We start from the raw sequence: 9,720 nt of genomic DNA on the forward strand, positions 1-9,720 counted from the left end.
CGGCCGGGCGTTCGTCACCGCGCCGCTGGTCGGCACCGAGACGAACCTCGCCGACGGCGAGCAGGGCGAGATCGAACGCGCCGTCCTCGACGACCTCGGTCTCGAGCCCGCGGACTTCGATCTCCCCGGCGAGTTTCACTCGACCGGTACCCGGCGCGCGATGCTCCTGCGAACGGATCTGTCCCTCGAGGCAGAGCCGCTGACGCTCGAGTTCGCGCTGCCGAAGGGGTCGTACGCGACGGTCGTCCTCCGGGAGTATCTGAAGGTTGATCCGGTCGACCTCGGATAGGGGGGTGGAACTGCGATAGGGGACGCCGGCCGTCACAGTCACCCCAGTTTTTAGGTCAGTGTCTCGAGTATCGAACTGAGGAGATGGACACCGCGACTCACTACGGGCCGAAGCGATCGGGTCCGCGAGCATGATCGGGACGGACGAAAACCGCGAGATAGTCGACTGGCGAACGCTAACCGAAGACGGACAGACGGTGTACGAAATCGAGTACGACGAACCCGTCTCGGCCCCGACGGGGAGATCGAAGTCGCTGTTCGGCGCGAGCAGCGGCGGGACGGTACCGGCCGGCGAGCAGTACTTTCACCTGCCGGACGGAGAGCGGATTCCCGCGACGGAGGCCGTGTTCGACGCAGATGGAACGACGCTACGGGTCCGCCACGAGCCGTCGATGGTGGCTCGCCTTCGGCGATACCTGCCGTGGTGACGACGTTTCTTGTGGCGACCCGCGGGCGGTGTTCACCCGACGGAGTCTCGGAACGGGTCGCGCTACTGCCCAGCCTGTGGGACGAAACTCGCGGACGCGGTCAGTCGCTCGCCGTCGGGGAACCGAACTGATACGTAGCTCGCCCGCTATCGACCGAACAGGCAATGGAACTGGACTCGGACCCTCACATCCTCCTGACGAACGACGACGGGATCGACGCGCCCGGCATTCGGGCGCTGCACGACGCGCTCTCGGCGGTCGGCACGGTCACCGTCGTCGCACCCGATCGAAACCGGAGCGCAGTCGGCCGGTCGCTCTCCTACGGTCGGACGAGGTCGTCGCGCGACGACGATGACGACTTCTCGCTGGATCTGGAGACGGACTCGTTCACCTCGCCGGTCCCCCACACCGACCACGAACTCGGCTACGCAGTCGACGGTACCCCCTGTGATTGCGCTATCGTCGGCACGAATGGCCTCGAGCCCCAACCCGACATCGTCGTCTCGGGCTGTAACTCGGGCGCGAACCTCGGGGCCTACGTCTTCTCCCGATCGGGGACCGTCAGCGCCGCGATGGAGGCGGCGTTCCTCGGGACGCCGTCGATCGCCGTCTCGCTGGACACCCTCGGCTACGACCGGGACCTCGAGCCGGGGGACTTCGAGCGAGCGGGCGAGATCACCGCCGATCTCGTCGCCGGTACCGCCGGGACCGGACTGTTCGACCGCGTCGACTACCTGAACGTCAACGTCCCCCGGCCGGATCGCGACCCGAACGGCTTCGAACTGACTCGCCCGACCGAAGTCTACGAGATGGACGCCGCGCTCGAGGACGGCAGCTTCGAGTTGACCAATCGACTCTGGCAGCAGATGGCGAACCGGGACATCCCCGACGCCGAGGACACCGATCGCCACGCCCTGCTCGAGGAACGGGTATCGATCTCCCCGCTCAGGGTTCCCTACGAGGTCGTGGACGCGGAGCCGGTCCAGCGGATACTCGAGGACGTCCTGTAGTCCGAGCGGCGGTCGAAAAACACGGCCGTTTTACACGCCTGCACCCAACTGCGGACTATGGAGTGTCGCCACTGCGCATCGCCGCTCGAGAAACCCGGGGACTTCTGTCTGGTCTGCCGGGAGGCCAACACCGAGGCGATCGTCCTCGAGGCGGCGCGCGACCGGGCGACCATCACGATGCTCGCCGGCGAACCCGACGAGCCGACCGAGCGAGACCCCGAAGCCGACCTCACCGAGCTGGTACTCGGCGAGACGACGATCACGACGACGCCGGAGGACGGCGAGAACGAGCCCGTCGAACTCCGGAACTTCGCGGGCCTGATCGGTGACGAGATCCGCCGCAAGCGACCCGAAGAGGTCTACGCCGGCGGCGTCCGGACGGTGATTCGCGCCGTTCGCGATGACACCCACCACTCGTTCTATCGCGTCGACGACGACGATCCGGTTCGGGCGGTCCTCGAGCGCCGCGGGAATCGCGCGCTCGACGTCGTCGAGACGCCGCCGGCCGAGAAGATCGGCGGCAGCCACACGACGCTCATCGGGGGGCGGACCGGAATGCGGGCCATTCGGACCGTCGCGGACCATCCGCACGTCAAGAAGGTGATTCCCGGCCCGATCGACGCCGGTGGCAAGGGCTCTCAGTCCGGCATGCGCGCGAAGGTGACCCGCGCCGACGACGGCGGCAACGTGCGGATGCTGTTGCGGGACGGCTCGAGCGTCCAGGAAAATCGCGTCGTGACGACCGCCCGCGATCGGGAGATGGGCGAGCGGATCCGGGAGGATCTGAACGACGTACTCACGGACGCGGAGTTTCAGTAGTTGCCGGCTTCCGCCATCGATGGCAGTATCGCGGTTGCGAGATTCTTGAGGCAAATATTGTAGCTGCCCGATGGAGGTGACAGTTGCTGCTGGTTCTCCCAGCCTTACGGGGACCGCCGTAATTAGATATAATTAGCCATGCTCGAGCGACCGGACGCCGTCCTGACCCTGATTCCGCTGGTAGCGGTCAGCGGCCTCGCGATGCGAACGCTGATCGCAACCACGGGTATCGGAACGTGGCTGCTCGGCGCGCCGCTCGCGCCAGTCGGATACGTCGCCGCGCTCGCGCTCGTCTTTCTGGAGTTGCTGGCGTGGCCAGTCGCCGAGCGGATCGGCGAGTCGTAGCCGACCCGACCCGACTGAACCATCTCGACCGCGGTGGATCGACCACCTCGTCCCACGACGTCACTTCGTCCTACCGCGATACGATCCCCCCGCACGAGCCGATGTGACTCAACAGGTTTAAGGAGCCGCTGGCGATAGACAGCACTACTATGGCCAACAAAGGAGAGGTCGGTAGCGCCGGTCGATTCGGTGCCCGCTACGGCCGCGTCGCACGACGTCGCGTCAGCGAGATCGAAGACGACATGGAAAACGCCGAAGTCGACGGCGACGACGTCACCCGTGTCGGCACCGGCATCTGGAAGAACGAGGAGACCGGCGAGGTCTTCACCGGCGGCGCGTACCGCCCTGAGACCCCCGCCGGCCGTACCGTCCAGCGCTCCATCCGCGCTGCCCTCGCAGAAGACACCGAGGACGAGTAATTCGCTTCGAGACAAGTATGAGTTACAAATGCTCCCGCTGTAAACGCGACGTCCAGCTCGACGAGTACGGCGGCGTCCGCTGTCCCTACTGCGGTCACCGCGTGCTCCTGAAAGAACGCAGCCGCGACGTCAAGGAAGTCGGCGTCCAGTAACGCGTGTCTTCTCACGACGCGACCCTCGAGTTCGAGTACGAGAGCGCGTCGCGTGCCCGACTCGTCGCCGAGAGCGTCGCCCGCGAAATCGGCGAGATCGACGACGAGCGCTCTCGAACGACTCTCGAGCGAGACGGACGGCGCGTCCTGATCGATATCGTCGCCGCCGATGTGGTCGCCCTGCGGGCGGCGCTGAACACCTGGTTTTCGCTGATCGACGTGGCGGAACGGACCGCCGACGCGGGCGCACGGGTTCTCGAGTCGCGCTAACTCCTTGATCCCCGAGTCGCGCCTACTTCCCGGTATCCTCGAGTCGCGCCAACGTCCCGCTATCGGTCCCAGAACGCTCGTGGTCCCGGAACAGGCAGGCATCGGTGTTTTGATCGCCTCGTTCGAGGAATCAGTATGGGCGAACGGGGCGGGACGTGGCTCGGACTACGACGGGACGCCAAACCGCTCGTGATCGCCGGCCTCGCACTCGGAGTGGGGTTGGGCGGCTTCTTCGACGGGATCGTCTTCCACCAGATCCTCCAGATTCACAATATGCTATCGTCGTATCCCGACTCGAGCGTCGCGACGGATCTGGAACTCAACGTCATGGCCGACGGACTCTTTCACCTCGTGACGTACACCTTCACGGTCATCGGTCTCGTCTTGTTTTCTCGCGCGTGGCGGTTCCATCCGGTGCCGAAATCCGGACGAATACTGCTCGGCGCGGTGATCATGGGCTGGGGCGTGTTCAACGTCGTCGAGGGGCTCGTCGATCACCAGTTACTCGGGCTTCACCACGTCTGGCCCGCCGGACCCGGCCCGGTCATCCTGTGGGACGCGGCGTTCTTGCTCTGGGGCACGCTCTTCATCGTCGGCGGCTATCTCGTGATTCGGACCGACAGCGCCGCCGCGCCGGGGGCCAGCGACGAGGCGGTTGCGACGGACGGCAGCGGCTCGGAGTAGCCCGCTCGGACGCTGCCGAGAGGTCGGCCGTCGGTCCGCGGTCGAACGGCTATCCGGAAGACAAAGCTGGCCTTTATCAGTCCGGAGGGCGACGGTCGAGATATGCAAGGAAACCTGCCGCCCGAAGCACAGGAGAAAATCGAGCAGCTACAGGATCTCCAGGAGACGGCACAGGAAGTCGCCGTCCAGAAACAGGAAGCGGAGTCGGGACTCACCGAGGCCCAGAACGCCCTCGACGAACTCGAGAACATCGACGCGGAGACGACCATGTACCGGAACGTCGGCGAACTCCTCGTCGAAACGGACTACGACCAGGCGGAAGAGGACCTCGAGGAGAAGGTCGACACGCTCGAGATCCGCCTCGAGACCCTCGAGAAGCAAGAAGAGCGCGTACAGGACCAGTTCGAGAGCCTCCAGAGCGAGCTCGAGGAGATGCTCGGCGGTGGCGGCATGGGCGGTGGTCCGGCAGGCCCCGGCGGCCCGGGCGCTGGCGGCGCGTAAATGTCGACCGACGAGCCGTCTGACGAGACCGTCGTCCAGACGGCATCCGACGCTGCGGAGGGCGTGATCTTCTCGCAGTACAAACAATCCGACGTGCGCGATTACGACGTGACCGTCGTCTTCGAGGACGGCGTTCTCGAGGTCGACGTCTACCTCAACGCGCCCGAAGACGAGGACGAGGCCGATCCCGAGCAGGTCGCCGACGACGCCGCGCTCGCGGCGCGACACGCGGTCGACGAACTGTTCGGCGAATAGCGGGCGCAGTCCTCGAGCGTCGAGGTCCCCTCTCGAACGCGCAGTGATCAACTGGCGAGCGGCGGGTGCGAACCGTGACCGACCGCTGGACGGTCGCTATAGACGGCCGCTACAGACGGCCGCTTCCGATGAACGCGAGCCCGAGGCTTCCAGCGATCACCGCCACGGTCAGAACGACCTCCGGGACCGGGGCGACGCCCTCGCCGACGAACCCGACCAGGACGAGCACGACCGCGACGGCCACCGGAAGCGGTCGTGCAACCAGTTGCTGGCCAAAGGCCCGCAGCGACCAGTACCCCATTTTGACGTTCGACGCGACGGTGGCACCGAGCGGCCGATTTCCGTCGGGATTTTCCGCCGGAGCGAATCCCTCGAGGTCGTCGTCGCTGACCGTCACGATTTCGCCGGTGTTGACGCGGCGACCGTCGGCGTCTCCGACCCGGAGCAGCGTCACGGCTCCCTCGTTCGTTCCGACGACGCGGTAGATCCCGTCCGGGTAGTCGTCGTCGGTCGGTCGAACGTGATCGCGCACGGCGAGCGAAGCCATTGCCGGTGTAGAGTCGCTACGCCGACATAATAGTGCAGGCTCGAAATCTCCGAGAGAGGGGCGGCGTCACTCAGCGGTTCCGCACCAGTCCATAGCCGTCAGCGCGAGCGTCTGCGCCGTTTCGACCAACGAATCTATCTCCACGTACTCGTCGGCGCCGTGGATATTTTCGCCGCGCGGACCGACCGACGGACAGGGGATGTCGTAGTAGCGGTTGTAAAATCGCTCGTCGTTGCCGGCGCTTCCGCCACCGAAGGTCGTTTCCCCGCCGGTGACCGTCTCCGCGTTCTCCCGCGCGAGTCGGACGATCTCCTCGTCGGTATCGAGTTCGTGCGGCGCGGCGTTCCAGCCGAACCACTCGAACTCGGGCGCGTGTTCGGACAGCCACTCGTCGTCCTCGGCGACGTCTCGCACGGCCGCTTCGACTTCGGCCCGGACTTCCTCGCGCGTTTCGCCGGGCGGCCAACCGATCCGTCCTTCCAGTACCGCTTCGGACGGGACAGTCGAGGGCCAGTCGCCGCCGTCGACCGTGCCCACGTTCAGGTTGGTCTCGTGACCGTCGAGGTTCGGGTTCTGCCGAACGGCCGGTTCGTAGGCGATGCGCGATTTCCGTTCCCGGTCCAGCTCGTCGAGCGCCCGATAGAGTTTCGTCGCCTTCCCGATGGCGTTCACGCCCGCGTAGCCCTGCGCGGCGTGTGCGGACTTTCCCGGCACGCGAACGCGAAAGTACATGACACCGGCGCTCGCCATCCCGATGTTCGGGAGGCCGGAGGGTTCGGTGATGATCGCCGCGTCGGGCTGATAGCCGCGCTCGAGCGCGGAGAGGACACCGCCGGGGCCGCCGTCCTCCTCTTCGACGGTCGTCTGAAGAGTGAGGTCGCCGGCCAGTTCGACGTCGAGGTCGTCGAGCGCCTCGAAGGCGATGAGCATGGACGCGACGCCGCCGAGCATGTCGTTGCTACCGCGTCCGTAGAGACGACCGTCTTCGACGGTAGCGTCCCACGGGTCGTAGCGCCACTCGTCTTCGTCGACCGGAACGACGTCGACGTGTCCGCTTAGGGTTAGCGATCGTCCGTCTCCGACGCCGTTCCTCGTCGCTGCGACGTTCGGCCGGTCGTCGTACCCGTACTCCGCGTAGGACGACGTCTCGAAGAATCCGGGGTGGTCCCGCAGTTCGTCGGCGTCGGGTTCCCACGTATCGACGTCGAGACCGTGGGACTTCAGTCGAGACGCGACGACCTCCTGTGCGGGCTTTTCGTTTCCGGTAACTGACTGCTGGCCGATGAGTTCACCGAGAAGATCGACGAGTTCCTCGCGCTTGTCCTCGATCCGGTCACGGAGAACGTCCCTGTCTCTTGTAGGCATTTGCCGTGATGTGATACACCACACCTCATACAAACGTCTTTCTCCGATGGCCCCGCCCGAATCGGCGGTCGATACGTGAGAAACCGCCCCGACGCTCTCTTCGAACGGGGCTCGATCGCTGACAAAAATCCGAACCCTGCTACGACCGATATCCACCGGGCGCGAGCAACTCGATCGGATGCGGCACGTCTCGCTCGAGCAGCGTTTCAAGCTGGTCCCCACAGGAGGTTCCCGACGCCACGACGGTCTCCGCGCCCTCGACTTCCGCGGCCAACCGCTCGCCGACGTCCATACTCAGCTCGTAGTACTCCCGCTTGTAGCCGAACGAGCCAGCCATGCCACAGCACTCGGCGCTGGAGGTCTCGGGCGCGTAGCCACAGCGCTCGAGGACGGCCACGGTCGGTGCCTCGAGGTCGAGCGTGCGCTGCTGGCAGTGAGAGTGGTAGGCGACCGGCTCCGCGCCGTCGCCGGTCGACAGCGCCGAGGGGTCCGCGCCGTTCTCGAGCAGCCCGTAGACGTACTCGCAAATTTCGTAGCTGTTCGCACGAAGGCGCTCGACGGACTCCTCGGGCAGCAACCGCTCGTACTCGCGATGCACGGCCGCCAGATCGGAGGGCTCGATGACGACCACGTCCCAGCCGGCGTCGAGATCCTCGGCAAGGGCGGCGTAGAGCCGGCTGGCCTGCCGGTCGGCCGTCGCGATCATCCCCTGGGAGAGCGCCGCGCGTCCGCTTTCGGGCAGGTCTGGAACGCGAACGGGGACGCCCAGCGACTCGAGCGTCCGGACGGCGGCCTTCCCGCGGTCGGTATCGACGTAGTTCGTGTAGACATCGGGGTAGCAGACGACCTCGCGGTCGATCTCGAGTTCGTCGTCTCCGGCGTCGGCTCGAGTCACGGCTCGTTCGGCCCGTCGCTCCGATGCGGCCGGGCCGCCTCGTTTCTCGAACCAATCCACAAGCGATTCCCGCTGGAACGCAGGGAGATCGCGCCGCCGGTCGATGCCGAGGGTGTGCTCGAGCGCCGCACGGACTGGGCCAGCGTCAGCGAGCCAGTTCGAGACGGGGGCGGTCGCGCTGGCGACTTTTGCGACGGTGCCGATATTGCCGAAGAAGCGCTTGCTGAGGTCGAGTCCGTCCTCCTCGAGGTCGGGCGTGAGGCCGTCCACGAGGAAGTCGTAGGCCTCGGGATCGCGACTGTGGTTGACTCGATCCCGGACGACGGTGTTGATCCACGGAATGTCGATCTTCACCGGGCAGGCGTCCACACAGCGCGAACAGCCGGTACAGAGGTCGTTGAACTCGGCCGCGGACTCCTGCCCGTGGACGCCGGCCTCCCAGCCGGTGGCGATGCCGCCGGAGTAGGTCTCGCCGCCGAAGCCGTGGCCGCCGACGGACTGAAAGTTCGCACACGAGTTCGAACAGGCCCCACAGCGGATGCAATAGAGGGTCTCCCGGAGCTGGTCGTCCTCGCGCATGTCCATGCGGCCGTTGTCGAGCAGGACGAGGTGGAAGTCCCGATCCGGGTCCCCCGTCTCGTCCGCCGGTTCCTCTCCCGCCGTAATCGGCTCGTCCGGCGAATCGAAGTCCAGCGTCGGCGAATCCGTCGGCGGCGAGAGCATCGTCACGTACTGCGTGATCGGCTGGCCCGTCGCGCTCTTGGCGATGATGTCGACGAACGGCTCGAGGTCCGACAGCGTCGGAATCAGTTTCTCCACGCCCGCGATCGCGACGTGGGTATCGGGCGTGACCGCACACTTGCGCGCGTTACCCTCGTTCGTGATGAGCGTGATCGTCCCGCTGTCGGCGACGACGAAGTTCGCGCCGGTGATCCCCACGTCGGCCTCGCGGATGTGCTCGCCGAGGTGGTCGCGGGCGAACCGAGTGAGTTCCTCGGCCGTCTCGAAGGGGTCGTCGGGGTCGAAGCGTTCGTTGAACAGGTCGGCGATTTCCTCGCGCGAGAGGTGCATCGCCGGCCCGACGATGTGCGATGGCGTGTCGTCGGCCACCTGCAGCACCCACTCGCCGAGGTCGGTCTCGGTGACGTCGATCCCTTCGGCCTCGAGTCCCTCGTTGAGGTCGATCTCCTCGGTCGTCATCGATTTGGACTTGACGACCGACGGAGTGTCGCCGTCCCCCGTCGTTCCGTTCGCATCGGTCCGTGACTCGACCACGTCAGCCACGTACGCGTTCGCGTCCGCGGCGTCGTCGGCGACGTAGACGGTGCCGCCGTTCGCCTCGACCGCCTCCCGGACCGTTTCGATCAGGTCGGGAAGCCGGCCGATAGCGTCTTCCTTGATCGATCGGGCTTCCGTTCGCAGCGCCTCGAGGTCGTCGGTCGCGCCGTATGTCTCGTACCGGCGGGCGTTCGATGCGCTCGCGTGGGCCTGGATGGCCTCGCCTTCGGTCTCGAGCAGGTGGCGGATCCGGTCGGCCCGCTCCGTTCGGGTGCGCTGAGCCATCCTATCGATCCTCCAGGACGATCACGTGGACGTCGCCGGGGCCGTGGACGCCGTGGACGAGATCCCCCATGTCGGCGGTGGCGCTCCGTCCGGTGGCGAAGACGACGCTGTCCCGTCCCCGATCGAAGCCGTCGGCGAGGCGATCGAAGCCGGCGCTCAGATCCGGCACAACGTCGCTG

At 66.3% G+C, this 9,720-nt stretch carries 15 protein-coding genes; 11 read left to right on the forward strand and 4 right to left on the reverse strand.

Annotation, left to right across the window (positions count from 1 at the left end):
* The 11 genes from truD to PGX04_RS32545 form a co-directional block, all read left to right on the forward strand.
* Positions 1–289, forward strand: a 289-nt coding sequence (truD, locus tag PGX04_RS32495; RefSeq protein WP_273742250.1) for a tRNA pseudouridine(13) synthase TruD, incomplete at its 5' end; no start/stop codon positions are given.
* Positions 290–419: 130 nt separating this feature from the next.
* On the forward strand, positions 420–716 hold the full coding sequence (locus PGX04_RS32500) for a hypothetical protein (protein ID WP_273742251.1): 297 nt from the start codon (positions 420–422) through the stop codon (positions 714–716).
* 164 nt (positions 717–880) lie between these two features.
* Positions 881–1,726, forward strand: coding sequence for a 5'/3'-nucleotidase SurE (surE, locus tag PGX04_RS32505; RefSeq protein WP_273742252.1), 846 nt, complete (start codon positions 881–883; stop codon positions 1,724–1,726).
* 57 nt (positions 1,727–1,783) lie between these two features.
* A complete protein-coding gene (locus PGX04_RS32510) occupies positions 1,784–2,545 on the forward strand; it encodes a DUF2103 domain-containing protein (protein WP_273742253.1) in 762 nt (253 codons plus the stop codon).
* A gap of 138 nt (positions 2,546–2,683) precedes the next feature.
* Positions 2,684–2,890, forward strand: coding sequence for a hypothetical protein (locus PGX04_RS32515; RefSeq protein WP_098724082.1), 207 nt, complete (start codon positions 2,684–2,686; stop codon positions 2,888–2,890).
* A 149-nt stretch (positions 2,891–3,039) separates the two neighbouring features.
* Entirely contained in the window at positions 3,040–3,309 is a 270-nt protein-coding gene (locus tag PGX04_RS32520; RefSeq protein WP_273742254.1) for an eL43 family ribosomal protein, read from the forward strand.
* A gap of 17 nt (positions 3,310–3,326) precedes the next feature.
* Entirely contained in the window at positions 3,327–3,461 is a 135-nt protein-coding gene (locus PGX04_RS32525; protein WP_124196427.1) for a DNA-directed RNA polymerase subunit P, read from the forward strand.
* Positions 3,462–3,464: 3 nt separating this feature from the next.
* On the forward strand, positions 3,465–3,731 hold the full coding sequence (locus PGX04_RS32530) for a KEOPS complex subunit Pcc1 (RefSeq protein WP_273742255.1): 267 nt from the start codon (positions 3,465–3,467) through the stop codon (positions 3,729–3,731).
* Between the two features lie 135 nt (positions 3,732–3,866).
* Entirely contained in the window at positions 3,867–4,415 is a 549-nt protein-coding gene (locus tag PGX04_RS32535) for a DUF2243 domain-containing protein (protein ID WP_273742256.1), read from the forward strand.
* Positions 4,416–4,517: 102 nt separating this feature from the next.
* Positions 4,518–4,916 carry a prefoldin subunit beta gene (locus tag PGX04_RS32540; protein WP_273742257.1) on the forward strand — a complete coding sequence of 133 codons (399 nt, stop codon included), beginning with the start codon at positions 4,518–4,520 and terminating at the stop codon, positions 4,914–4,916.
* Positions 4,917–5,171 carry a DUF3194 domain-containing protein gene (locus PGX04_RS32545; RefSeq protein ID WP_273742258.1) on the forward strand — a complete coding sequence of 85 codons (255 nt, stop codon included), beginning with the start codon at positions 4,917–4,919 and terminating at the stop codon, positions 5,169–5,171. It abuts the gene before it with no gap.
* Between the two features lie 109 nt (positions 5,172–5,280).
* Here PGX04_RS32545 and PGX04_RS32550 read toward each other — a convergent pair whose 3' ends face one another.
* The 4 genes from PGX04_RS32550 to PGX04_RS32565 form a co-directional block, all read right to left on the reverse strand.
* On the reverse strand, positions 5,281–5,718 hold the full coding sequence (locus PGX04_RS32550) for a hypothetical protein (RefSeq protein WP_273742259.1): 438 nt from the start codon (positions 5,716–5,718) through the stop codon (positions 5,281–5,283).
* Between the two features lie 66 nt (positions 5,719–5,784).
* A complete protein-coding gene (locus PGX04_RS32555; protein ID WP_273742260.1) occupies positions 5,785–7,083 on the reverse strand; it encodes an ArgE/DapE family deacylase in 1,299 nt (432 codons plus the stop codon).
* 139 nt (positions 7,084–7,222) lie between these two features.
* Positions 7,223–9,541, reverse strand: coding sequence for an LUD domain-containing protein (locus PGX04_RS32560; RefSeq protein ID WP_273742261.1), 2,319 nt, complete (start codon positions 9,539–9,541; stop codon positions 7,223–7,225).
* A gap of 1 nt (position 9,542) precedes the next feature.
* Positions 9,543–9,720: LUD domain-containing protein (locus PGX04_RS32565; protein ID WP_273742262.1), on the reverse strand; the 178-nt coding region annotated here is incomplete at its 5' end.

The organism is Natrinema soli, from assembly GCF_028618695.1.

Excerpts from the sequence above, each read along its gene's own strand:
- PGX04_RS32515 (WP_098724082.1), top strand. The coding sequence starts at position 2,684 with ATGCTCGAGCGACCGGACGCCGTCCTGACCCTGATTCCGCTGGTAGCG.
- PGX04_RS32545 (WP_273742258.1), top strand. The coding sequence starts at position 4,917 with ATGTCGACCGACGAGCCGTCTGACGAGACCGTCGTCCAGACGGCATCC.
- PGX04_RS32525 (WP_124196427.1), top strand. The coding sequence starts at position 3,327 with ATGAGTTACAAATGCTCCCGCTGTAAACGCGACGTCCAGCTCGACGAG.
- PGX04_RS32560 (WP_273742261.1), bottom strand. The coding sequence starts at position 9,541 with ATGGCTCAGCGCACCCGAACGGAGCGGGCCGACCGGATCCGCCACCTG.
- PGX04_RS32555 (WP_273742260.1), bottom strand. The coding sequence starts at position 7,083 with ATGCCTACAAGAGACAGGGACGTTCTCCGTGACCGGATCGAGGACAAG.
- PGX04_RS32500 (WP_273742251.1), top strand. The coding sequence starts at position 420 with ATGATCGGGACGGACGAAAACCGCGAGATAGTCGACTGGCGAACGCTA.
- PGX04_RS32510 (WP_273742253.1), top strand. The coding sequence starts at position 1,784 with ATGGAGTGTCGCCACTGCGCATCGCCGCTCGAGAAACCCGGGGACTTC.
- PGX04_RS32535 (WP_273742256.1), top strand. The coding sequence starts at position 3,867 with ATGGGCGAACGGGGCGGGACGTGGCTCGGACTACGACGGGACGCCAAA.
- PGX04_RS32550 (WP_273742259.1), bottom strand. The coding sequence starts at position 5,718 with ATGGCTTCGCTCGCCGTGCGCGATCACGTTCGACCGACCGACGACGAC.
- PGX04_RS32520 (WP_273742254.1), top strand. The coding sequence starts at position 3,040 with ATGGCCAACAAAGGAGAGGTCGGTAGCGCCGGTCGATTCGGTGCCCGC.
- surE (WP_273742252.1), top strand. The coding sequence starts at position 881 with ATGGAACTGGACTCGGACCCTCACATCCTCCTGACGAACGACGACGGG.
- PGX04_RS32540 (WP_273742257.1), top strand. The coding sequence starts at position 4,518 with ATGCAAGGAAACCTGCCGCCCGAAGCACAGGAGAAAATCGAGCAGCTA.